The sequence below is a fragment of the Cupriavidus sp. 01L45 genome (assembly GCF_056399885.1).
Window position 1 is genome coordinate 47674 of sequence record NZ_JBFTSG010000050.1, and the last position, 22970, is coordinate 70643.

The window sequence follows — 22970 nt, forward strand, 5'->3', positions numbered from 1 at the left end:
CAGCCACCCAAGGGACCATCATGCAAATCACTGCAGACGACATCGAGACATACCAGCGCGACGGCGCCCTGGTACTGCGCGGCGCCTTCGCCGATTGGGTGACTTCGCTGCGTGAAGGGTTCGAGCAGAATCTCGCCGAGCCCGGCCCCTTCGCCATCGAGAACGTGGGTACCGGCGAACGCGGCCGTTTCTTCGAGGATTACTGTAACTGGCAGCGCATCGCGCCCTTCGCCCGATTCATCGAGCACTCCCCGGCCGCCGCGATCGCCGGGCAGATCATGCAGGCCGAGGCGGTCCAAGTGTTCCACGAGCACATCCTGGTCAAGGAACCCGGCACGGCCAAGCCCACGCCCTGGCACCAGGACCTGCCTTATTACTGCGTGGACGGATTGCAGACCGCGAGCTACTGGATCCCGCTGGACCCGGTCACCACGGCCAACACCTTGCGCGTGGTGCTGGGCTCGCACCGCTGGCCCAAGCTGGTGCGGCCAAAGCGCTGGGCCAGCAATGAGAATTTCTATGCCGGCGACGACCAGTTCATGGAGATGCCGGACGTGGACGACGGCAGCCACGCCATCCTGATGCCGGAACTGGAGCCGGGAGATGCCGTGGTATTCGACTTCCGCACGGTGCATGGCGCCGCGGGCAATGCCGGCACGGGGCGCCGCCGCGCCTTCTCGGCCCGTTTCCTGGGCGACGACGTGCGCTACCTGGAGCGGCCGGGGCGCACCTCGCCGCCCTTCCCCGGAATCGGACTGCGCAGCGGCGAGCGGATGCGCGAGGACTGGTTTCCGGTTGTGTGGCGCCGAGATCAATAAGCCGTCGGCGGTCCTGAGCAACAAAAAAGCGCACCGAGGTGCGCTTTTCTATTGCCGCCGAATCCGCGGCGCGCTGGCGAGCCTTACACCGAGAACGAAGAGCCGCAGCCGCAGGTGGTGCTTGCGTTGGGGTTCTTGATCACGAACTGGGCGCCGTTGATGTCTTCCTTGTAATCGATCTCCGCGCCCACCAGGTACTGGTAGCTCATCGAATCGATCAACAGCGTGACGCCGTTCTTGTCCAGCGTAGTGTCGTCCTCGTTCACCTCTTCATCGAAGGTGAAGCCGTACTGGAAGCCGGAACAACCGCCGCCCTGCACGAACACGCGCAGTTTCAGATCGGCATTGCCCTCTTCCTCGATCAACTGCTTGACCTTGTCGGCAGCGCTGTCGGTAAAGACGAACGGGGCCGGCATGTCCTCGGTAACGGGTGCCTCTGCGACTGCGTTCATGGGGTTCTCCTATTTAGATACGCCTGTATTTTAAGCGCTCTGGCAAGATCGTGCCGAAACCCTGTGAATTCAAGGGGTTCTGCTGCCCGGACTGACCGGAGATGCGGTATCAGGCGGATTCCTGCGCACCCGAGGCGAGGAGCAGGTTGGGGAGTGCCTTGGGTTCGCCGCCGCCCAGCGGCACCAGACGTCCCTCCACTAACGCGCCCTGGTGCATTTCGAGCGCAGCGTAGTGCACTTCACCTTGCACGCGCGCATGCGGTTGCAACTCCAGCAGTTCGGTGGCGTGCACCGGGCCGGTGACGGTACCGTTCAGGATCAGGTGGCCGACGCGGACTTCGCCCTCAACCACGCCTTTTTCGCTGATGACCAGCATGCTGGTCTGATCGGCGGCAGCCGTCACATTGCCGCGCACCCGTCCATCCAGGCGCAGACCACCCGAAAATGTCAGGTCGCCCTCGATCACGCTGTGCTGGCCAATCAGGGTATCGATCGCCAGGCCTTTCTTCTTGGAAAACAACATAGGTCCCTCTTCTCGTTGCTGGCCCAGCGCAAGCCTCACGGCATTGCCGTCTGGGTCGCGCGCAACTGACCGTTTTGCAAAATTCGTACTGTCACCGCCCGCGCCACGGCACCGGCGGGCAGCGCGAAAGCACCTTCGATCCGCTGGTAATGCGTCAGGCGCAAGCCCGGCAGCGCGCTGGTCCCGGCTTCGGGCAGGCTCAAAGTGACCGGATTGCCATCCCGCATCAGCGAAACGACCAACTGTAACTCACCCCGGAATTCAGGCAAGGATGAAAAAGCCTTGGATCCACCCTGCATTATCAGCAAGCGATAATGCATTTTCAGTGCGTCGGCCTCATCGAGACTGACGCGAAAACTCCGGACATGGATGCCGGAGGTATTGCCGCTGGCCGGCAACAGGCTTTCGAAGAAGGCCAGATCCTCCTTGACCTGGGCGACCTCGCCTTCCGCCGCCTTCAACTGCTGGGCCAGGCCTTCCTGGGCGGCACGCGCCATCTGCAGCTGTGCTTCGGCCGTATTGGCCACCGCCTGCAAGCGTTCACGCTGCGCCGCCATCGACGCCACCTGCTGCCGCAGCGCCGCGTTCTCCGCCGTGATGTCCGGTGCCGCGCCCGTCAGCCGCCGGCCGGCGTCATACGCCCACCCTGCGACAAGCGCCCCCACAACGACAACCAGGACCGCGGCCAGCGCGCGCATCGGCCACGGCAGATGCGAACGTACCGCCAGGCGCCTGGACAGCGAACTCCGGCGCGGGCGCGGCAAACGGTACTTCATTCGCCACGGGTGCACAGCGCAGGCAGGCCGGCGCGGTGCGGGTTGTCTGGCCAACGGTTCATCGGCGGGTTCTCCGGGCGACAGGAGCAGGGATTGTATCCGGGGAGATGCAAAGTATTTGTAAAAGGTGGTTAAAACCCGTCATTGAGCGCAACTCCCGCGTCTTGTAGCCAGGCACGGCAAAAAAAAAACCGCACGGCGAACCGTGCGGTTTTTCTTGCGCAGCCAGATCCGGTTGCACCGGATCCGCCGAACACACATTAACGCTTCGAGAATTGCTTCCGACGACGCGCCTTGTGGAAACCAACCTTCTTACGTTCCACTTCACGCGCATCGCGCGTGACGAAACCGGCCTTGGACAGCGTCGGCTTCAAAGTGGCATCGTAGTCGATCAGTGCACGGGTGATGCCGTGGCGCACTGCGCCGGCTTGACCCGTTTCACCGCCGCCGGTCACGTTGACCTTGATGTCGAAGGTCTCTACGTTGGCAGTCAGTTCGAGCGGCTGGCGCACGATCATCAGCGAGGTTTCGCGAGCGAAATATTCACTGATGGGCTTGCCGTTGACGATGATATCGCCCTTGCCCGACTTGATGAAGACGCGAGCCACGGCGCTCTTGCGGCGGCCAGTACCGTAATTCCAATTTCCGATCATGGATGGCCCCCTTAGATTTCCAGCGCCTTAGGCTGCTGTGCTTCATGCGGATGATCAGCTTCGGCGTAAACCTTCAGCTTCTTGATCATTGCATAGCCCAGCGGGCCCTTCGGCAACATGCCCTTGACAGCTTTTTCCAGGGCGCGGCCCGGGAAACGCTGCTGCATCTTGCCAAACGTCGTTTCGTAAATGCCGCCCGGGTAGCCCGAGTGACGATAATACTTCTTGTCGGTTTCTTTGGTACCCGTGACACGCAGCTTGGCTGCGTTGACGATGATGATGTAATCACCCGTGTCGACGTGCGGAGTAAATTCCGGCTTGTGCTTGCCGCGCAGTCGGCGTGCCACTTCGCTGGCAACACGGCCGAGGACTTTGTCCGTCGCGTCAATCACGTACCAGTCGCGCTTAACCTCTGCAGGCTTTGCGGAAAAGGTCTTCATGATTTTTCCTGAGACTTTGTAGAACCTGCCCGAAACATGACTTGCGTCGTCGGTCGACCCTTAGGATCTGACCTTCCTGCTTGTGTGTGCAGGCTCTCCCTGAATTCTTTCCCGCGGGCATGACGGAAAAGCCGACGAGTATACTGCGGAATCAGGCACAAGTACAAGCAAAGTTGGGGGATTGCGTCAAGATGGTGCCATCCCTGCCGCCGGTGGTTCGTCGCCAAACCGATGGCGACGGCCAGAAGCAGCGCAACGAGCACTTGGCTGGGCCGGCGCGCTTGCGCCGGCGGGCGCAGAATAAAAAAAACCCAAGCTATCGAGCTTGGGTTTGAATCCACCAAAGGAGGAGGGTGGAGGAGACACTGGGAGATCGACGGGGCTGGCTCGTGGTGCGGTTCGCTTTCGCACTCTGCGGCGCCGTGTGCGCCGTCGTTCAATGATTCAAATTATACACGAGCGCCTTCGCAGCGCAAGGGAATTTGCAGTGCGAAATGTCATTTCGCATTGTAAAAAATTGTCAGAGCACAGGATTTTACTTTTTATACAATAAAATCAAATGCTTAGATGAAACGTACACTGTCATCGTACTGTCATCTTAGAGGAAAACTTCAGTTTTCGGCAAAATAGCCGAATTACGGCACTTCCGGACAAGTGCCCTATACTCAAAAAAGCAAGTTTCGAAATCGCGTGTTCGTGATCGGATACGCACTCACCAGAGCGCAGGAACGAACAAAATGGAATGCAAAGTGACTTGGATGGGCACCGACGGCATGAGCTTCGTGGCCGAGACGGGCAGTGGCCATATCGTGGCCATGGACGGCGCGCCCGAAGGCGGTGGCCACAACCTGGCGCCGCGTCCGATGGAAATGGTATTGCTGGGTACCGGGGGTTGCACCGCCTATGACGTGGTGCTGATCCTGAAGCGTGGCAGGCAAGACGTGCGCGGCTGCAGCGTGAAGCTCGAAGCCGAGCGTGCCGGCGAGGATCCCAAGGTGTTCACCCGGATCAACTTCCACTTCACGGTCAGCGGCAAGAACCTGAACCCCGCCACCGTCGAGCGCGCCATCCAGCTGTCGCACGACAAGTATTGCTCGGCCTCGATCATGCTGGCCAAGACGGCGGAAATCACGCATACGATGGAGATCGTCGAGGCATAAGCCCCGCACGGCAGGCCCGGCCAGCGCGCGCCCATGCGGATGGGCGGCTGGCCACGCCGGGAAATTCGAGAAGCAAAGCAGGCCGATAAGCCGGATTCTGTGCGCACCGGCTTCCTTGCGGTTGCCGGCACGTGACAATCATTCCTCTAGGCCGGCCGTTACCGACCGGCTCAAGCTCCCTACCCGCAGGCTCAGCGGGCCGCCTCAATGCCTGCCTATTTGGGATTGCTCCAGGTGGAGGTTACCGCGTTTCACCCTTCCCACCGGGCGAACCCGGCGGCAAGACTCGTCTCTGTGGCCCTATTCCGCACGTTGCCGTGGATGGCTATTAGCCAACACCCTGCCCTGTGGAGTCCGGACTTTCCTCCCCTTGCACACCTTGCGGGTGCAAGCAGCGATTGTCTGGCCTGCTTTGCGGCCCGCAGTCTAACACCGATTGGCCGCCTGGCCCGCAAAACCGCCACCCGCGCGCCTTGCCCGCTAGGCGGCCTGGGCGCGGCGCCCCCTGCGGAACACGCTGGTATCCGCGTAAAAGGCCGGATCGCAATTGGCTTCGCACCAGCCGGGGATGCCCAGCACCGGTAATGGCGCAAAGCGGCCACTGTGCAGTTCGGCGGCCTCGAGCGAGGCGCACACGGAATCGTCCAGCGAGCCGGGCAGCGCGGCGCCGGCTTCCGGCGGAACCGCCAGCGGCCAGGCGTGCGCGGTCAGGGCTTTGTAAGGCCGCACCAGTTTTTCCAGCAGGGCGTGACCGAACGGCACCACGCTGCAGCTGGCGCCGTCGCAGTCCGCGTCGCCGCCACCCACCCAGACCGATCGCCGCGCCACGAACAGATGTTCCCAGCCAAAGCCGCGCAGCACGGATTCCAGGCCGCTATCGGCACTCAGGAAGAGGATGGCGTTTTCGTCGAACAAGGTGGCGGCATCGCGCAGGCTCCCACGGCGGCTCTGCACGCCGGTCGCGGCGATGGCGTGGGCCTGCAGCCGGTTCAGCACGCGCTTGGACCGGGGAAAATGCAGCCAGATCAGGGCATTGAAGAAGTCGTGCAGGTTGTCGCGCGTCGGCACGGTACCGGTGGCGAAGATATGCGCCTCGTAGGCGGTGCCTGCCGGCAGCTCCGCTTGCGGCACGAAGCGCAAGGGCACGCCGCGGGCATTGCGCAACGCGAGCCGCGTGGCCATTTCGCTGAGGGCAGCGCGCAAGTCGGCGCCGCCCTGCAGCGCCGAGGCAAGTGCCGTGCCGTGCGCGGCGAAGGGGCGAAACCATGGCCGGGCCCAGTCGACCTCCGCCACCGCCGCGGCCAGCCGGGTCCCGGCGGCCGCATCATGTGAAGCCGACGTAGCCCGGCCCTGGTTCTTCACATCCACTACAGCATCCGCTTCCGCTTCGCCAGCGTGGCTTAGCGGGCTTTCCAGCGCAGTGTTTCACCGCCACGCAGCGGGACCAGGGTGGTATCGCCGTAGGGCAGTTCGGCCGGCAGTTGCCAGTCCTCGCGGCTCAGGGTGAGCGTGCCGCTGTTGCGCGGCAGGCTGTAGAAGGCCGGGCCATTGAAGCTCGCGAAAGCTTCCAGCTTGTCCAGCGCGCCGGCCGCCTCAAAGGCTTCCGCGTACAACTCCATGGCGTGCAGCCCGGTATAGCAACCGGCGCAGCCGCAGGCATGTTCCTTCAGGCCGCGTGCGTGGGGGGCGCTGTCGGTACCGAGGAAGAAGCGCGGGCTGCCCGATACCGCCGCGGCAACCAGGGCCTCGCGATGGGTCTCGCGTTTGAGCACCGGCAGGCAGTAATAGTGCGGGCGGATGCCGCCGGTGAAGATGGCGTTGCGGTTGTACAGCAGGTGATGCGCGGTGATGGTGGCGGCGACCGGGCCTTCGGCGTCGCGCACGTACTCGGCGGCGTCCTTGGTGGTGATGTGCTCGAAGACCACTTTCAGGGCGGGGAAATCGCGGCGCAGCGGCGTCATCACCTGGTCGATAAAGACGGCTTCGCGATCGAAGATATCGATTGCCGGGTCGGTCACTTCGCCGTGCACCAGCAGCGGCAGGCCAACGCGCTGCATGGCTTCGAGCGCGGCGGCGCAGTGGCGCAGGTCGGTCACGCCGGCGTCGCTATTGGTGGTGGCGCCCGCGGGATAGAGCTTGACCCCGTGCACGAAGCCGCTGGCCTTGGCCGCGACGATCTCCTCGGCGCTGGTCTTGTCCGTCAGGTACAGCGTCATCAGCGGCTCGAACGCCAGCCCCGCCGGCAGCGCGGCCAGGATGCGGTCGCGGTAGGCCGCGGCCTGCGCCACCGTGGTCACGGGCGGCTTCAGGTTGGGCATGATGATGGCGCGGGCAAACTGGCGCGCGGTATCGGGCAGGACGGCCGCCAGGGCCGTGCCGTCGCGCAGGTGGAGGTGCCAGTCGTCCGGGCGGGTGATGGTGAGAGTCTGGGTCATGGCTTCGGGGGGAACCGGCCGCCGGTTGCGGCTGGCTCTTTTCTTGGGATTACAGAATCAGGATGGCGCGGTAGTCATTCACATTGGTGCGCGTGGGGCCGGTCACCACGAGATCGCCCGCGGACTCGAAGAAGCCCCAGGCGTCATGCGCGTCGAGCCGGGCACGCGCCGGGGCGCCGGCGGCCTGCGCGCGGTCTAGCGTGGACGGGTCCAGCAACGCGCCGGCATTGTCCTCGGAGCCGTCAATGCCGTCGGTGTCGGCCGCGATGGCGTACACATTATCGGCGCCGTCCAGTTCCAGCGCCAGCGACAGCAGGAACTCCGAGCAACGCCCGCCACGGGGCTTTGCGGCCGCCCCGCCACCGCCCTGCGGCAGCGTGACGGTGCATTCACCGCCGGAAATCAGTGCCAGCGGGACCGCGAACGGCGCATTGTACGCGCGAATCTCGCGGACCAGCGCAGCATACACACGCGCCACTTCCTGTGCCTCGCCCGTCACCGTGTCGCCCAGCACCACCGGCTGGATACCCTGCGCGCGGAAGTGATCCGCAGCGGCCACCAGGCTGCCGTGGGCAGTGGCGATGACGCGGTTTTCGACCCGCGCGAACAGCGGATCGCCGGGCTTGGGCGTTTCCGCCACTTCGCCGCGGGCGCCGCGTTCGAGGTAGTCCTGCACCACCGGCGGCACCACCGCGCCGTAGCGGCGCAGGATAGCCAGCGCATCCGCATAGGTGCTCGGGTCCGGCACGGTGGGGCCGGACGCAATCGCGCTCGGGTCGTCCCCGGCCACATCGGACACGATCAGCGTGGTCACGGGAGCGCGGCTGGCCTGGGCGAGCCGCCCGCCCTGGATGCGCGACAGGTGCTTGCGCACGATGTTCATGTCCGTGATGGGCGCGCCGCAGCGCAACAGTTCCTGCGTGGTGGCCTTGAGGTCCGCCATGGCGATGCCCTCGGCGGGCAGCGACAGCAGGCTCGAGCCACCGCCCGAAACCAGCACGATCAGGCTGTCCTCGGGGCCGAGTGCGCTCACCCGCGCGAGGATCTCGGCTGCGGCGCGCTCGCCGGCTTCGTCCGGCACCGGATGGCCGGCCTCGATCACGCGGACGTGCTCGGTCGGCAGGCCGTGGGCGTAGCGCGTAACCACCAGCCCCTCGATCATGTGGGTGCGGTCCAGCGCGGCGTAGGCTTGCTCCACCGCCAGTGCCATCGAGGCCGCCGCCTTGCCCGCGCCGACCACCAGGGTGCGCCCGCCTGGCTTGGGCGGCGGCAGGTGGTCCGCCACGATGCGCAACGGGTCGGCCGCCGCCACCGCGGCGCGGAAGGTATCAAGCAGCAAGGCGCGCGCATCGGCCGCGCTGGCCGGGAGGGATTGGGCGATCGCGTTCACAGGGCCTCCGCGATGGCTTGGCCCAGGTCAGCCGTACCGGCCTTGCCGCCGATATCGCGGGTCAGCGGGGCATGGTCCGGCCCTGCCGACAGCACCGTTTCAATAGCACCGAGCACGGCCGCGCCGGCTTCCGGCTGGCCCAGGTGTTCCAGCATCATGGCGCCGCACCAGATCTGGCCGATCGGGTTGGCTACGCCACGCCCGGCGATGTCCGGCGCCGAGCCGTGCACCGGCTCGAACAGGCTGGGAAAGGTGCGGTCCGGATTGATATTGCCCGAGGGCGCGATACCGATGGTGCCGGTACAGGCCGGGCCCAGGTCGGACAGGATGTCGCCGAACAGGTTGCTGGCGACCACCACGTCGAACCAGTCCGGGTGCTGGACGAAGTGCGCGGTCAGGATGTCGATGTGGTATTTGTCGACCTTCACGCCAGGGTAGTTCGCTGCCATGGCTTCCACCCGCTCATCCCAGTACGGCATGGTGATGGAGATGCCGTTGGACTTGGTGGCCGAAGTCAGATGCTTGCCCGGCCGCTTTTGCGCCAGTTCAAAGGCAAACCTGAGGATGCGGTCCACGCCGGTGCGCGTCATCACTGTCTCCTGGATCACCACCTCGCGGTCGGTGCCGGGGAACATGCGCCCGCCAATGCTGGAATACTCGCCCTCGGTGTTCTCGCGCACCACGTAGAAATCGATGTCGCCGGGCTTGCGCGCATTGCCGTCGCGGTCCACCAGCGGGCTGCGGATGCCGGGCATCAGCCGCACCGGGCGCAGGTTGACGTACTGGTCAAAAGAGCGACGGAACTGCAGCAGCGAGCCCCAGAGCGAGACATGATCGGGCACGGCGTCCGGCCAGCCCACCGCGCCAAAGTAGATGGCATCGTACTTGACCAGGGTGTCGAACCAGTCGTCCGGCAGCATCTTGCCGTGGCGGGCGTAATAGTCGCAGCTGGAGAAGTCGAAGTGGTCGAACTGCATGTCGATGCCGAAGCGGCGCGCGGCGGCGTCCATCACGCGCAGCCCCTCGGGCATCACTTCGGTGCCGATGCCATCGCCTGGGATGACTGCGATCTTGTATTTGCTCATGTCTCGGAGACCCGCTGAACGGGCTTTGAAATCGGGAGGGAACGCACTGCAAAACGCGATGCGCTTGGCAGATAACCCGGGCAGGCCGGATAATGGAACATTCTATTGCAATCCGGCAGCCCGCTGCCGGTCCGGTGCCCCGCCATGTGCCAGCTGCTCGGCATGAACTGCGCCACGCCGACCGACGTGACGTTCTCCTTTACCGGCTTCGCCGCCCGCGGCGGCGTCACGGATCACCATGCCGACGGTTTCGGCGTGGCGTTCTTCGAGGACAAGGCCTGCCGCCTGTTCATCGACAACCAGTCCGCCGGCACCTCGCCGGTGGCCGACCTGATCAAGCGCTACCCGATCAAGTCCAAGAACGTCATCTCGCATATCCGCAAGGCGACCCAGGGCACGGTGCTGCTGGAGAACTGCCACCCCTTCATGCGCGAGCTTTGGGGCCGRCACTGGATCTTCGCCCACAACGGCGACCTGAAGGACTTCTCGCCCTTCCTGTCCGGGGTCTACCAGCCGGTAGGCGATACCGACAGCGAACTCGCCTTCTGCACGCTGATGCAGGGGCTGCGCAAGCGCTTCCCCGGCTCGCAGCCGCCGCTCAACGAACTCTGCCACGCGCTGGCCGACATCACGCGCGAGATCACGCTGCATGGCGTCTTCAACTTCCTGCTGTCGAACGGGCAGGCGCTGTTCGCCCACTGCTCCACCCGCCTGTACTACATCGTGCGCCAGTGGCCATTCTCCACCGCACACCTGATCGACGCCGACCTGTCGATCGACTTTGCCCAGGTCACCACGCCCGACGACCGCGTGGCGGTGATCGCCACCGCGCCGCTGACCGACAACGAGACCTGGACCGCCTTCGCGCCGGGCGAGCTGATGATGTTCGAGGAGGGCCGCGCGGTGATGACGCTGACCGTGCCGATCCCGCCCGAAGTCCAGGCCAAGAACGCCGCCAACAGCGCCTGCACCTGAACCATCCCCCCGGATGCCCCTGTGGCACCGCTCCCTGCCAGCCCTCAGTCGAGAGTGAGTTTCTGCACGGCTACCGTACGCTTGTAGATTTCGTATTCCTGCGCGATCTGCTGGCGGAACTGCTCGGGCGTATTGGCCACCACCAGGGATCCCGTCGCTTCGATGCGGCTGCGCACGGCGGGATCCTGAAGCGATTTCCTCACCGCCACGTTGACGCGCTCCACCACGGCCTGCGGTAGCGCCTTCGGGCCGTAGATGCCGTAGAACGCCATGCGGTTGGCAGGCTCGAGGCCGACTTCCTTGAAGGTGGGAACGTTCGGCAGCTGTGCCACCCGCGCCGGCGCGGACACGACAATGGGAATCAGCCGGCCATCCTTGATAAAGGGAAGCGCGGACGGCAGGTTATCGAAGACGACCCCCACCTGCCCGGCCACGGCGTCGTTCAGCGCCGGACCCGAGCCCTTGTAGGGCACATGCATGATCGACAGGTTAGCCAGGCTCTTGAAGAGCTCCATTTGCAGGTGCCCGATGGAGCCGGTGCCTGCCGTGCCATAGCTGTACCTGGCCGGGTTCTTCTTCAGCTCGGCGATGAAGGCCTGATAGTTCTTCGCCGGGAACGAAGGATGCACCGCAAGGACGTTGGGCGTCGCCGCGATATTGATGATGGGCGTGAAGTCCTTGAGCGGATCGTAGGGAATCTTCGGGTTGATGGCTGGATTGGTGGCCGTGGTGGACACCGTCGCCACGCCCAGCGCGTAGCCGTCCGGGTTGGCCCTCGCGATCTCGGCCGCGCCGAGCACGCCGCCTGCCCCGGCCTTGTTCTCCACCACTACCGTTTGCTCCAGTTCCTTGCTCAGCGGCGCCGAAATCACGCGGGCCACGATATCGGTCGTGCCGCCGGGAGAGAACGGCACCACCAGCCGCACCGGCTTGGTGGGGTAGGACTGGGCATGGATCGCCGGCGCACCGGCGGCGCAGATGGCAATAGTGCACAGCTTGAGAAAAGAATGCCTGTTCATATGCGGTCTCCTTGATAGTAGTCTGGAATGGACCGACGACCGGTCAGCGGTCAGCGGTCAGCGGTCAGCGGTGATGTAGCAAGGCCGGACTCAGCTCGGCGCACTGGCGAACTCCCAGCATGGCCATGTTCCGGTCGACTTCGTCGCGCAGCAGGTTGATCGCGTGCGTCACGCCGGCTTCGCCCGCCACGGATGCGGCGTAGTTGAAGGGCCGCCCGACGAATACCAGCTTCGCGCCGAGCGCCAGTGCCTTCAGGACGTCGGTGCCGCGGCGAATGCCGCCGTCCATCATCACCGGCAGCGTGCCAACCGCCGCCACGATCTCGGGCAGCACGCGCAAGGGGGCCACTGCCCCGTCGAGCTGCCGGCCGCCGTGATTCGATACCACGATGCCATCGGCACCTTTGTCGCGGGCCAGCGTGGCGTCTTGCGCGCCGAGGATTCCCTTCACGATCAGCACGCCCTTCCAACGGCGGCGAATATGCTCGAGGTGGCTCCAGTCCAGATGGTCGCGCGCGGAAAAGTCGCGCAGCACATTGGCCGACAAGATCGGCGCCCCACGTTCGGCAAAGGAGTTCTCGAAATGCGGCATGCCGTGGCGCAGCAGCGTGCGCGCGAACGTGCCGGCCAGCCACTTCGGGCGGGTGATGCCGTCGTACGCCAGGCGCAGGCTGGGCCGCAGCGGCGTTGAGAACCCGCTGCGCACATTGTTCTCGCGATTGCCCGCGACCGGAATGTCCACGGTCACGACAAGGGTGCGGCAGCCGGAGGCTTGCACGCGGTCCAGCAGGGCATCGATACGTGCCGCGTCGCCCGGCACATAGGCCTGGAACCAGGCATCCGGGGCCTGCGCGAACACGTCTTCAAGGCGGATCAGCGACGAGCCGCTCAGCACCATCGGAATGCAGGCCGCCTGCGCCGCGCGCGCCTGCACGATATCGCCGCGGTAAGCCGACAGCGCGCTCAGTCCCATCGGCGCAATGCCAAAGGGCGAGGCATAGGTCTTGCCGAAGAGCTCCACGCTCTGGGTGCGCCGGGATACGTCCACAAGCACGCGCGTGCTCAGCGCGTAGTCGTCGAAGGATGCGCGGTTTTCCTGGCGCGAGCGGTTGTCTTCCGCCGCGCCCGCGATATAGCCATAGATCGGCCGTGGCAGACGGCGCCTGGCAGCGTGCTCGAAATCATCCAGGGACAGGATGCGCTGCAACTCGCGCGAGGCCTGTTTCAGCGGGGCGGCGAAGCCGCGGTTGGTAGGCCGGGTGGAGCCGGTGGCATCCGTGGCTGAAGTCATGGTCGGGGTATGGGTGCGGATCGATGACACGCACTCTATGCCGGCCTCTTTATTCCATAAAGCGAATTTATTTCCGATACTATGTTCTCTTTTATTCAATTAGTATCAGGCATCGCCAGCCAGGGGAAAACGCTGCGGAGAAGCCGGCGCGCCACGCGCCGGCCGGCCTGATCTCACCAGATCATGACCCTCAAACAACTCGAGGCATTCTATTGGGCGGCCACCTGCTCGAGCTTCGCCATTGCGGCCCAGCGACTGCATCTTTCCCTGTCATCGCTCTCAAAGCGCATCGCCGAGCTCGAGGATTCGCTGGGTCAGGCACTGTTCGATCGAAGCGGGCACAAGGCGGCCCTCACCGACGCCGGCAACCGGCTGGTTCCGCGCGCCCATGCGCTGCTGCGCGCGGCCGACGAACTGCGCATCGAGATCGGCACCGTGGCGGGCCTGCATGGCAAATGCCGCTTCGGCGTGGGGGAACTCACCGCGCTGACCTGGCTGCCGCGGCTGGTGCGGATGATCACCGAGGCACATCCCGGCCTGGAACTGGAAACCCATGTCAGCATTGGCGAGGCGCTGGAAAAGCGCGTCGAAGACGGCGAGCTCGATTTCGCCGTGGTGGCCGGCAAGTCAACGCGCGGCACTGTTGCTTCCCATGCGATAGCACAAGCGAAATTTGTCTGGTGCATGTCGGCACAGGCAACTGGCCGCTCCGCCCCGGTCAGCCCGGAAACCCTCGGCGACAGGCCCCTGGTGACCTTGCCAACCGGCTCGGGCGTGACGCGCCTGCTCGATGAATGGCTGGATGGCCGGGGCAGCCTGCCGGAACGGCGCATCGTCTGCAATCACTGGGGCGCCGTGGCCGGGATGCTGGTCGAAGGAATAGGTGTCGGCATCCTGCCCCAGAGCTGGGCGCAATCGCTGGCGAAACGCGGGGCGCTGCGCATCCTGCGCAGCGATCCGCCGCTGCTTCCCCTTGCCTACTCTTTTCAATGGCGGCGCGACGATTCGCGGCCGCTGGTCGGCGCCATGCGGGAACTGACGCTGCAGGCGGCCGATTTCCAGTCGCCGAGCCGGATACTGTGAGGCGCGATTGYAGTGGGAGTTGAATCCGGGAATGTGGACTCCCCTCTCCCGCCTGCGGGAGAGCAAGCCGGTGGAGAGGGCGGACGCATCAAATGCCGCCGCGCGCTGGATAAAACCGTTGGCTTCGTCTCCAGTGGCTCCTGGCTAAGCCCCCCCTCTCCCCAACCCTCTCCCCCTGAGGGGAGAGGGAGTGACAGCCTTCGTCATGCCTGATGGTTTTGACCCATCATCAGTGATGCAGGATCTTCGACAGGAACTGCTTGGCCCGCTCGGAGCGCGCGTCGATATTGCCGAAAAACTCTTCCTTGGCGCAGTCCTCGACGATCTTGCCCTGGTCCATGAAGATCACGCGGTTGGCCACCTTGCGGGCAAAACCCATTTCGTGGGTCACGCACATCATGGTCATGCCTTCCTGCGCCAGTTGCACCATCACGTCCAGCACTTCGTTGACCATCTCCGGGTCCAGCGCCGAGGTGGGTTCGTCGAACAGCATGCAGATCGGATCCATCGACAGCGCGCGGGCAATCGCCACGCGCTGCTGCTGGCCGCCGGACAACTGGCCAGGATACTTCGCCGCCTGGGCTTTCAGGCCCACCCGGTCCAGGTACTTCAGGCCCTTGGCGGTGGCTTCCTCTTTCGAGCGGCCGAGCACCTTCATCTGGGCGATGGTCAGGTTCTCGGTGATCGACAGGTGGGGAAACAGCTCGAAGTTCTGGAACACCATGCCAACCCGCGAACGCAGCTTGGGCAGGTTGGTCTTGGGCGAGCCCACCGAAGTGCCATCCACGATGATGTCACCCTTCTGGAACGGCTCGAGCGCATTGACGGTCTTGATCAGCGTCGACTTGCCGGAACCCGACGGGCCGCACACCACCACCACCTCGCCCTTGGCGACCTTGGTGGTGCAATCGGTCAGCACCTGGAAGGCGCCGTACCACTTGGAGACGTTATTGATTTCGATCATACGGCCACCTTTTTCTGGTAACGCTTAACCAGCAGCGATGCGGAGAAACAGATAATGAAATACACCAGGCCGGCGAACAGCAGCATCTCCACGATGCGACCGTCACGCTCGCCGATGCCGTAGGCCTGGCCGAAGAAATCCGCCAGCGCGCTCACGTACACCAGCGACGTATCCTGGAACAGGATGATGCCCTGGGTCAGCAGCAGCGGCACCATGTTGCGGAAGGCCTGCGGCAGGATCACCAGCCGCATCGCCTGCCCGTAGGTCATGCCCATGGCCTGCGCGGCAAACATCTGCCCGCGCGACACGCTCTGGATACCCGCCCGGATGATCTCGGAATAGTACGCCGCCTCGAACAAGGCAAAGGCGATCAGCGCCGAGGTCATGCGCAGGTCCGACGCCTGCGACAGGTTGAACGTCTTCTGCAGGAGCTGCGGGATGATCAGGAAGAACCACAACAGCACCATCACCAGCGGAATCGACCGGAAGATGGTGACGTAGCCCTGCGCGAACCAGTTCAGGGGCTTGATGGAAGACAGCCGCATCATCGCCAGGATGGTTCCCCAGACGATGCCGACCACCACCGCCGTGACAGTGATCTTGAGCGAGACAAGCATGCCCTCGCCGAGCACTTCCAGCGTGGTCGGGTTGATCGAGCTGAAATCAAATGAATATGCCATGACGTCTCCCCTTACTTGCTGCCGATGAAGCCAGGCACGCGGGTGCGGCCTTCGACCCAGCGCATGAGCAGCATGACGACGATATTGATCRGCGCGTACATCAACGTCACCGCAATGAAGGACTCATACGGGCGCGCCGTGTAGTCCACCAGCTGGCGCCCCTGGGCGGCCAGTTCCAGCAGGCCGATGGTCGACGCCACCGCGGAGTTCTTGAAGATGTTCAGGAACTCGGAGGTCAGCGGCGGCACGATGACGCGGAACGACATGGGCAACAGCACGTAGCGGTAAGTCTGGGCCAGCGTGAAACCCATCGCCAGGCCGGCGTTCTTCTGGCCGGGCGGCAGCGAGTAGATCCCCGAGCGCACCTGCTCGCAAACCCGGGCCGCGGTAAACGTGCCCAGGCAGAGCATGGCGGCAATGAACTGCTGCGCGAACGGGTTCATCTGCTTGATCGCCTCGCCACCGGGCAACAGCTCGGGCATGACGAAATACCAGATGAACAACTGCACCAGCAGCGGGATATTGCGGAAGATCTCGACGTAGGTCGCGGCCAGGCCGGACAGCCACTTGTTGGGCACCGTGCGCAGCACGCCGAGCACGGATCCGATGACGAGGGCGATGATCCACGACGAGAGGCCGAGTGCAAGGGTGACCTTCAGGCCGGAAATCATCCAGTCCAGGTAGGTCTCGTTCTGGGCCGCTTGTTCGAGGAATACACCCCAATGCCAGCTGTAGTTCATGATGTGTCCTCAAAAAGAAACGGAAGGACATGCCTTCCGTTTCACACAACCGGAATCCCAGTATCAGTCAAGCGCCTTGTCGTTCGGCGTCTTGAACAGCGCCTTCATGTCTTCCGACAGCGGGAAGTCCAGGTTCAGCCCCTTGGGCGGTACCGGCTGCTGGAACCACTTGGTGTACAGCGTGTTGATCGAGCCATCCTTCATCATGCCGCTGATCACGGTGTCCGACAGCTTCTTGAACGGTGCGTCATCCTTGCGGATCATGCAGCCATAGGACTCGCGCGATTGCGGCTTGCCCACCACAATCCAGTCGGCCGGGTTCTTGGCCTTGGCGCGTTCGCCGTACAGCAGCGCGTCGTCCATCATGAAGGCGACGGCGCGGCCCGACTCCAGCGTCAGGAACGACTGGCCGTGATCCTTGGTGCTGATGATGTTCATGCCCAGCTTCTGGTCATCGTTCATCTTGCGCAACAGGCGTTCCGAGGTGGTGCCGGCGGTGGTCACCACGTTCTTGCCCTTGAGGTCGGCCCAGTCCTTGATGCCCCCATCCTTCTTCACCATGATACGGGTGCCGATGATGAAGATGCTGGTGGTGAACGAAGCCTGCTTCTGGCGCTCGAGGTTATTGGTCGTGGAACCGCACTCGATGTCGATGGTGCCGTTCTGCAGCAGTGTGATACGGTTCTGCGAGGTGATCGGGATTTCCTTGACCTGCAGGTTCGGCAGCTTCAGCTGGTCCTTGATGGCTTCCACGATCTTGACATTGATATCGTAGGAATAGCCGACCTGGCGCACGCCGCCGAGGTTGTAATTGAACGGAATCGACGACTCACGAACGCCAAGCGTAATCACACCGGTGTCTTTGATCTTCTGCAGCGTGCCCGTCAGTTGCTCCGCAGCTTGCGCGGTTCCGCACAGCACGCCAGCAGCAATCATCAGGGAAGCCAACTTGGCAACATTCATAACATCTCCTTGACCATGAAGAGAAAGGCGGGACTCTAACAAAAAACCACCCGCCGACGAAATAGTATTGCGCACGCACGCACTCAAGACAACGGGTTTTTCCCCTAACAGAGCCAATCGGGGCATGGTTTGCGGGGCAAAACCGAGGCCTCCCTCCACTCCCGCAAAGCCCTTGTTCCTGYGCGCCAGGCGGCCAGTCCGGCAGCGCGGGATCCGCTTGCCCCACGTGCGAGGGGGAAGCGGGCACATACGACAACGCGGCTGCCGGGAAGCCCGGCAGCCGCGTTACCAATGCCAAATCGGTTGCTGCATCGCAGCATCGCTACTCAGCGATGCCGCGGCGGCAAGCCGCGCCTTGCATCAGGGATAGAGGCCGCGCATTTCGCGCGCCTGCAGAATCCGCGTGCAGGCCACGATGAAGGCGGCCGTGCGCAAGGTAACCTTGTTGTCCTGAGCGACCTGCCAGATCGCACGGAATGCCTCTTGCATGATTCGTACCAGGCGCTGGTTGATCTCTTCCTCGGTCCAGAAGAAGCTGGAGAAATCCTGCACCCATTCGAAATAGGAAACCGTAACGCCGCCGGCATTGGCGATAACGTCCGGCGCCACCAGGATATTGCGCTCGCGCAGGATGTCGTCGGCCTCGGGCGTGGTCGGGCCGTTCGCACCTTCGATGACCATGCGTGCCTTGATGTGGGGCGCGTTGCGGGCGGTGATCTGCCCTTCCAGCGCGGCCGGGATCAGGATTTCGCAATCCACCTGCCAGAATTGCTCGGCGGAAATGGTCTCGCCCTGGAAGCCTTCGATGGTGCCGCTATGCGAGGCGTATTCCATCATGGCGGGCACGTCCAGGCCGGCGGGGTTGTACAACGCGGTGCGATGGTCCTGCACCGCCACCACCTTGGCGCCGGCTTCGTGGAACAGCTTGGCGGCCACGGCACCCACATTGCCGAAACCCTGCACCGCCACGCGCGCACCCTTGATGTCCATGCCCAGGTTGCGGGCAGCCTCGGAACCCACCACGAACACGCCGCGGCCCGTGGCCTCGCGGCGGCCCAGCGAGCCACCCAGCGAAATCGGCTTGCCCGTGACCACGCCGGTGGAGGTGCTGCCGGAGTTCATCGAATAGGTATCCATCATCCATGCCATCACCTGTTCATTGGTGTTGACATCGGGTGCCGGAATGTCTTTGTTGGGTCCGATGATGAAGTTGATTTCGCTGGTGTAGCGGCGCGTCACACGCTCCAGCTCCGAACGCGACAGCGTGCGCGGATCGACGCGGATACCGCCCTTGGCACCGCCGTAAGGCACGTTGACCGCAGCATTCTTGACCGACATCCATGCCGACAGCGCCATCACTTCCGACAGCGTCACGTCCTGGTGGAAGCGCACGCCGCCCTTGCCCGGGCCGCGCGACATATTGTGCTGCACGCGATAGCCTTCGAAGTGGGCAATGGTGCCGTTGTCCATCTCGATGGGCACATCGACCACCAGGGCGCGCTTGGGACGCTTGAGGGTCTCGACCCAGCGGGCCAGCGAACCCAGATACGGCGTGACACGATCGACCTGCTGCAAGTAAATGCCCCAGGGGCCGAGGTCCTCGGCGTTCAAGTAGGAAGGCAGGGAATGGTTCTTGACGGCAGGATTGGACGGTGCTGCGGAAGACATCGTTTGGTTCCGGTGTGAAGGTGCCGCCAGCTTAGGGGAGGCGGTACTGCCGAAGCCAATGCCGTTTGATCATCCCATTATGCACGGATTGCATAACCTTGCCGGCGGGCCTGTGCGGCCCCCCACCATGGCAACCGCGCCGGATCAGGTGCCCGGCTGCGCGGGCAAGCTCTGCGCCGCGAGCGAGGACCAGACCCGGTCCACCAGCTGGCGCTTGCTGCGAACCTGCGCGCTGCGCCGCTCGCTGACGTGTTCACCCGGCTTCTCCCGGTAAAGGCGGATTTCCATGTCGATCGACATCGGCGCCCCGCGCGCCGCTTCGGCCCGCACCAGCCGGTGCTGGGCCAGCTCCTCGCGCACCGCGCTCTCCGGCAGGAAGGCCATGCCGTGCCCCGCCAGCGCCATCACCTTGAGCGCCTCGGCCATGTCCGTCTCGTAGCATTTGTCCAGCTTGAGCGCGTCCGTGGTTTCGGCCAGCAGCATGTCGACCATGCGGCCAAGGAAGGCATTGGGGGTATAGCTGAGGAAAGGCACCGGCTTCTTGTCCGTACCTGGCAGGCGGTACAGCGGCTTGCCGGCGGCGTCCGGCACGCTGTACGGCGACAACCGCTCGATGCCGAGCACCAGCATGTCGTAGTGTGCTGGGTCGAGCTGGATGGCCTGGCGGGCATGGTGGTAGACCATCACCAGGTCGCAGCCCCCGTCAACCAGCGCCAGGACCGCGTCGTGCACGTTGAGCGCGCGCAGGCGGCACGGCAGCGTACCGATCTCGCGCTCCACGGYCTTGAGCCATTCGGGGAAGAAGGTCAGCGAGAGCGTGTGCGGTACGGCGAATTCCAGCACCTGGGCATTGGCAGAGCGCTGCCCGCGCATCAGCGCCCGGGTCTCGCTGACCTGGGCCAGCATGGCCAGCGCCTGCTCGTAGAACACCTTGCCCGCCGGCGTCAGGCTGGTGGGATAGCTGGAGCGGTCGATCAGTTCCGTGCCCACCCAGGACTCGAGCGACTGGATCCGGCGCGAGAACGCAGGTTGCGTCACATGACGCTGCTCGGCCGAGCGCGAGAAGCTGTGCGTCTCGGCCAGGCTGACGAAGTCTTCAAGCCACTTGATTTCCATGAGGCGGCATTATCCCCCGGCTTCCCGCGGTTTCGCCACCGCCAGGAATAACATTCTATTTAGTTGAATTTTATTAGAATAATATTACACTTACATCCAGATTTGCACGACAAGACGCACGTCCTTGCTACGGGACCGACGCTATGATGGTCGCAAACCAATAAGGAGCCCGTCATGGCCACCCAGCAAGCCGTCGTTACCGATATTGCCAGCCACGCACGTAGCGTCGGCGTCCTTGGCACCCTCGACGCGGCCGACGGCCAGCCGGATCTCTTTGCCCCGCTGTCCGACGGCATGTCGTCCGCCTTCGCCGCCAGCGCGCGCATGGTGGCGCAAGGCATCGAAGCCAGCCTGCCGGACGCCGCCACGCTGCTGGCGCTGCTGCCGGAATCGCTGCGCGAAGGCGCGGGCGAGGGCTATGTGCGCCACCTTGTGCACGCCGATCCGCTGGCGCGCTTCTCCGCCATGCTGATCGTCTGGCGGCCAGGGCAGCACAGCCCGGTGCACGGACACCAGACCTGGTGCGCCTACCGGGTGCTGCGCGGCACGCTGCATGAGCGCCACTACCGCTGGGACGCGCAAGAGCGGCAGGCGCATCCGTGCGGCGAGATCACGCGCACGGTGGGCGATACCTTCAGCGTGCCGGCTGGGCTGCGTCATATCCATGCGCTCGGCAACGACAGCGACGCGGTGGCCGTGTCGCTGCATATCTATGGGGTGGACCAGGAACACATCTGCAGCGGTGTGAACCTGCTGGTGGACGCGGCCTGAGTCTTGCGGCTGGCGCAGAGCCAGGCACCGGGAGTACGCTGCGCGCCAACAGGATTTGCCATGGACCGTTATGACCGCCAGATACTCTCCGCCCTTCAGGAGGACGCGACCGTGCCTGTGGCGGAGCTTGGGGAACGAGTGGGCCTCACCTCCACGCCGTGCTGGCGGCGCGTGCAGAAGCTGGAAGAGAGCGGAGTAATACGCAAGCGCGTGGCGCTGCTGGATCCCGCGCTGCTGAATGTGGGCGTGACGGTATTCGTCTCGGTCCGCACCAGCCAGCACAGCGTCAAATGGCTCAAGACGTTTCACGACCTGGTCGCCTCGATCCCCGAGGTGACTGAGTTCTACCGCATGGCTGGGGATACCGATTACCTGCTGCGCGTGGTGGTACCGGATATTGCGGCGTATGACCGCGTGTACAAGAAGCTGATCCAGGGGGCCGAGCTGGCGGATGTTAGTTCTAGTTTTGCTATGGAGCAGATCAAGTACACGACTGCTTTGCCTTTGGATTATGCGTGATTGATTGGTCTTGTTTTTTCCGCGTTGGCGTTTGGGCCAAAGAGCCGTATGACGTCGCCCTGGGGGCTGTCAGTTTTTTTGTGTGCAGGGCAGGTAAAGGCTCGCCGTCAACGGGACGGGTGAGCCAGCATTATCTCAACGATGTGGGTGGGTGAAGCGGTCCTCATAGAGAACTGCAAACTGGTTCATGGCCGCCTTCCAGTCGTGCGTTGAACTGCCCCATTTCCCGGTGATGTTGCGCAGGGCCAGCCACAGCAGCTTGGTCGCCGCCTCGTCGCTAGGGAAGTGCCCTCGCGTCTTGATGATCTTGCGCAACTGCGCATTGATGCTCTCAATGGCATTTGTTGTGTAAATGATCTTTCGGATCGCCGGTGGGAACGTAAAGAACGGGATCACTTGATCCCAGGCGCGGCGCCAGGATGCCGCGATCGGTGTGTACCGCTTGCCCCATTCGCCTTTCTCGAAGGCCTCCAACTCCGCCAGCGCTGCTTCGACGGTGGGTGCCGTGTACACGGGCTTAAGCGCGGCAGCCACCGCCCGGCGCTCCTTCCAACTGGCGTACTCCAGGCTGTTGCGGATCAGGTGCACGACGCAGGTCTGCAGCGTGGTTTGGGGGAACACCGCATTCAGGGCCTGCTCCATGCCCTTGAGCCCGTCGGTGACCGCGATCAGGATGTCCTGGGTACCGCGAGTCTTCAGGTCATTGAACACCTTCATCCAGAACTTGGCGCCTTCGGTGGTCTCGATCCACAGGCCCAGGATGTCGCGCGTGCCGTCTGGCAGCACGCCCAAAGCCAGGTAGACGGCTTTGTTGCGCACCACGCCGTCCTCACGCATCTTGACACGCAGCGCGTCGAAGAACACCACCGGGTACATCACCTCCAGCGGGCGGGCCTGCCAGGCAGTGACTTCGTCCATCACCGCATCGGTCACCGAGCTGATGAACTCGGGCGAGACCTCGGTGCGGTACTGCTCGGCCAGGAACGCCTGGATCTCGCGCACGGTCATGCCCCGGGCATACATGGCGATGATCTTGTCATCGAACCCGGTGAAACGTCGCTCGTGCTTGGGAATCAGGATTGGATCGAAGCTGCCGTCGCGGTCGCGCGGGATGTCGACCCGCAGCGGGCCGTCCTCAGYCAGGACTGTCTTGGCGCTCTTGCCGTTGCGCTGGTTGGCCGTGCCGGCCGGGCGCTCGGCGCCAGGGGCATAGCCCAAATGATGGCCCAGTTCGGCGCCTAGGGCGCGCTCGATCAGGGCCTTCTTGAACGCCATCGAGGCGTCCTGAACCGCCTCAGCGGTCATGGGGCCCTTTACGAAATGGGCAATCAGCTCCTCGGGAATGGTCGGCAGCTCACGGTCGGCAGCCTGACTGGTCTTCGTTTTACGTGGCATGACATGCTCCTTAGCGACATGTTATGCCCTAAACACAAAATTCCTGACAGGCCC

24 protein-coding genes and 1 other RNA gene are annotated in these 22970 nt (G+C 63.9%); 6 read left to right on the forward strand and 19 right to left on the reverse strand.

The features are described from left to right. Positions 1-20: 20 nt before the first annotated feature. Complete coding sequence (locus tag AC1DT6_RS29110) at positions 21-818, forward strand: phytanoyl-CoA dioxygenase family protein (protein WP_441629162.1); 798 nt, start codon at positions 21-23, stop codon at positions 816-818. An 83-nt stretch (positions 819-901) separates the two neighbouring features. Here the strand turns inward: AC1DT6_RS29110 and erpA are convergent, their stop codons facing one another. From erpA to rplM, 5 genes are all read right to left on the reverse strand, one after another. Beyond that, the gene (gene erpA, locus AC1DT6_RS29115) at positions 902-1270 is read right to left on the reverse strand and encodes an iron-sulfur cluster insertion protein ErpA (RefSeq protein WP_017225530.1); all 369 of its coding nucleotides are present in this window, start codon (positions 1268-1270) and stop codon (positions 902-904) included. A 109-nt stretch (positions 1271-1379) separates the two neighbouring features. Next, complete coding sequence (locus AC1DT6_RS29120) at positions 1380-1793, reverse strand: bactofilin family protein (protein WP_045237844.1); 414 nt, start codon at positions 1791-1793, stop codon at positions 1380-1382. A 35-nt stretch (positions 1794-1828) separates the two neighbouring features. Then, positions 1829-2569: a DUF6776 family protein gene (locus AC1DT6_RS29125; protein ID WP_441629164.1), complete on the reverse strand. Its 741-nt coding sequence runs from the start codon at positions 2567-2569 to the stop codon at positions 1829-1831. A gap of 260 nt (positions 2570-2829) precedes the next feature. After that, positions 2830-3222, reverse strand: a complete 393-nt coding sequence (rpsI, locus tag AC1DT6_RS29130) for a 30S ribosomal protein S9 (protein ID WP_045237843.1) — start codon at positions 3220-3222, stop codon at positions 2830-2832. Between the two features lie 11 nt (positions 3223-3233). Beyond that, the gene (rplM, locus tag AC1DT6_RS29135; protein ID WP_017226025.1) at positions 3234-3662 is read right to left on the reverse strand and encodes a 50S ribosomal protein L13; all 429 of its coding nucleotides are present in this window, start codon (positions 3660-3662) and stop codon (positions 3234-3236) included. A 737-nt stretch (positions 3663-4399) separates the two neighbouring features. Between rplM and AC1DT6_RS29140 the strand changes: the two genes are divergently transcribed. Continuing rightward, positions 4400-4822, forward strand: a complete 423-nt coding sequence (locus AC1DT6_RS29140) for an OsmC family protein (RefSeq protein ID WP_441629166.1) — start codon at positions 4400-4402, stop codon at positions 4820-4822. A gap of 70 nt (positions 4823-4892) precedes the next feature. Here the strand turns inward: AC1DT6_RS29140 and rnpB are convergent. The 5 genes from rnpB to AC1DT6_RS29165 all read right to left on the reverse strand — a co-directional run bounded on the left by rnpB (position 4893) and on the right by AC1DT6_RS29165 (position 9732). After that, an RNA gene (rnpB, locus tag AC1DT6_RS29145) (RNase P RNA component class A) lies at positions 4893-5236 on the reverse strand. A gap of 66 nt (positions 5237-5302) precedes the next feature. Further along, positions 5303-6127, reverse strand: coding sequence for a DUF3025 domain-containing protein (locus tag AC1DT6_RS29150; RefSeq protein ID WP_477103884.1), 825 nt, complete (start codon positions 6125-6127; stop codon positions 5303-5305). Between the two features lie 95 nt (positions 6128-6222). Beyond that, on the reverse strand, positions 6223-7257 hold the full coding sequence (gene pyrC, locus AC1DT6_RS29155) for a dihydroorotase (protein WP_447429197.1): 1035 nt from the start codon (positions 7255-7257) through the stop codon (positions 6223-6225). 49 nt (positions 7258-7306) lie between these two features. Continuing rightward, positions 7307-8638: a glycerate kinase type-2 family protein gene (locus tag AC1DT6_RS29160; protein WP_441629210.1), complete on the reverse strand. Its 1332-nt coding sequence runs from the start codon at positions 8636-8638 to the stop codon at positions 7307-7309. A gap of 5 nt (positions 8639-8643) precedes the next feature. After that, on the reverse strand, positions 8644-9732 hold the full coding sequence (locus AC1DT6_RS29165) for a tartrate dehydrogenase (RefSeq protein WP_477103880.1): 1089 nt from the start codon (positions 9730-9732) through the stop codon (positions 8644-8646). A gap of 144 nt (positions 9733-9876) precedes the next feature. Here AC1DT6_RS29165 and AC1DT6_RS29170 point away from each other — a divergent pair, with 144 nt between their 5' ends. Then, positions 9877-10707 (forward strand): class II glutamine amidotransferase, encoded by an 831-nt coding sequence (locus AC1DT6_RS29170; protein ID WP_276290167.1) that lies wholly within the window; start codon positions 9877-9879, stop codon positions 10705-10707. 44 nt (positions 10708-10751) lie between these two features. Here AC1DT6_RS29170 and AC1DT6_RS29175 read toward each other — a convergent pair whose 3' ends face one another. After that, a complete protein-coding gene (locus AC1DT6_RS29175) occupies positions 10752-11726 on the reverse strand; it encodes a tripartite tricarboxylate transporter substrate binding protein BugE (protein ID WP_441629172.1) in 975 nt (324 codons plus the stop codon). A 64-nt stretch (positions 11727-11790) separates the two neighbouring features. Continuing rightward, the gene (locus AC1DT6_RS29180; RefSeq protein WP_441629174.1) at positions 11791-13017 is read right to left on the reverse strand and encodes an alpha-hydroxy acid oxidase; all 1227 of its coding nucleotides are present in this window, start codon (positions 13015-13017) and stop codon (positions 11791-11793) included. 183 nt (positions 13018-13200) lie between these two features. On the opposite strand from AC1DT6_RS29180, the gene AC1DT6_RS29185 reads away from it, so the two are divergent. Next, entirely contained in the window at positions 13201-14100 is a 900-nt protein-coding gene (locus AC1DT6_RS29185; RefSeq protein WP_477103881.1) for a LysR family transcriptional regulator, read from the forward strand. 229 nt (positions 14101-14329) lie between these two features. Here AC1DT6_RS29185 and AC1DT6_RS29190 read toward each other — a convergent pair whose 3' ends face one another. The 6 genes from AC1DT6_RS29190 to AC1DT6_RS29215 form a co-directional block, all read right to left on the reverse strand. Next, positions 14330-15064, reverse strand: a complete 735-nt coding sequence (locus AC1DT6_RS29190; RefSeq protein ID WP_276286616.1) for an amino acid ABC transporter ATP-binding protein — start codon at positions 15062-15064, stop codon at positions 14330-14332. Continuing rightward, positions 15061-15744 (reverse strand): glutamate/aspartate ABC transporter permease GltK, encoded by a 684-nt coding sequence (gene gltK / locus AC1DT6_RS29195; RefSeq protein ID WP_276286617.1) that lies wholly within the window; start codon positions 15742-15744, stop codon positions 15061-15063. The genes AC1DT6_RS29190 and gltK overlap by 4 nt, the downstream gene beginning before the upstream one ends. Positions 15745-15755: 11 nt before the next feature. Next, positions 15756-16484, reverse strand: a complete 729-nt coding sequence (locus tag AC1DT6_RS29200; RefSeq protein ID WP_477115150.1) for an amino acid ABC transporter permease — start codon at positions 16482-16484, stop codon at positions 15756-15758. A gap of 63 nt (positions 16485-16547) precedes the next feature. Further along, positions 16548-17447 carry a glutamate/aspartate ABC transporter substrate-binding protein gene (locus AC1DT6_RS29205; protein ID WP_045237832.1) on the reverse strand — a complete coding sequence of 300 codons (900 nt, stop codon included), beginning with the start codon at positions 17445-17447 and terminating at the stop codon, positions 16548-16550. A gap of 360 nt (positions 17448-17807) precedes the next feature. After that, the gene (locus tag AC1DT6_RS29210; protein WP_276288689.1) at positions 17808-19115 is read right to left on the reverse strand and encodes a Glu/Leu/Phe/Val family dehydrogenase; all 1308 of its coding nucleotides are present in this window, start codon (positions 19113-19115) and stop codon (positions 17808-17810) included. Positions 19116-19259: 144 nt separating this feature from the next. Continuing rightward, positions 19260-20231, reverse strand: coding sequence for a LysR family transcriptional regulator (locus AC1DT6_RS29215; RefSeq protein ID WP_477115151.1), 972 nt, complete (start codon positions 20229-20231; stop codon positions 19260-19262). 174 nt (positions 20232-20405) lie between these two features. Between AC1DT6_RS29215 and AC1DT6_RS29220 the strand changes: the two genes are divergently transcribed. Continuing rightward, on the forward strand, positions 20406-21002 hold the full coding sequence (locus AC1DT6_RS29220; RefSeq protein ID WP_477103882.1) for a cysteine dioxygenase family protein: 597 nt from the start codon (positions 20406-20408) through the stop codon (positions 21000-21002). A gap of 60 nt (positions 21003-21062) precedes the next feature. Further along, the gene (locus AC1DT6_RS29225; RefSeq protein ID WP_276288686.1) at positions 21063-21521 is read left to right on the forward strand and encodes an Lrp/AsnC family transcriptional regulator; all 459 of its coding nucleotides are present in this window, start codon (positions 21063-21065) and stop codon (positions 21519-21521) included. Between the two features lie 135 nt (positions 21522-21656). Here AC1DT6_RS29225 and AC1DT6_RS29230 read toward each other — a convergent pair whose 3' ends face one another. Beyond that, on the reverse strand, positions 21657-22916 hold the full coding sequence (locus tag AC1DT6_RS29230) for an IS256 family transposase (protein WP_477104805.1): 1260 nt from the start codon (positions 22914-22916) through the stop codon (positions 21657-21659). Positions 22917-22970 lie beyond the last annotated feature (54 nt).